Source organism: Arthrobacter sp. Y3223166 (genome assembly GCF_059090935.1).
In genome coordinates, this window is the sequence record NZ_JBNHGE010000103.1 from 1 (window position 1) to 237 (window position 237).

Genomic DNA, 237 nt, shown 5'->3' on the forward strand with positions numbered 1-237 from the left:
CGGCGGCAAGACCGTTCCCCCGGGCACCCACAAGGGCACTGGCACCGTGACGATCACCGCCAGGGTGCAAACCGACTACGTCCTTGCTCCCGGCGCCCAGACCGAGTGGACCGCGACGTTCAGTGGCAGTTTCACCGTGCCCGATACCGCGGGGCCCGTGCTTGCCGAGTCAACGGTGACGCCCTCGTCGCTTAATCTTGAGAGCGGTTCAGGAACGGTAAAGGTCACCGTCCGTCT

General features: G+C 65.4%; 1 protein-coding gene. It reads left to right on the forward strand.

Translation table 11 applies throughout. The features are described 5' to 3' along the window. On the forward strand, positions 1-237 hold a 237-nt coding region (locus AC5RUH_RS16735), incomplete at both ends, for a hypothetical protein (protein ID WP_494129161.1).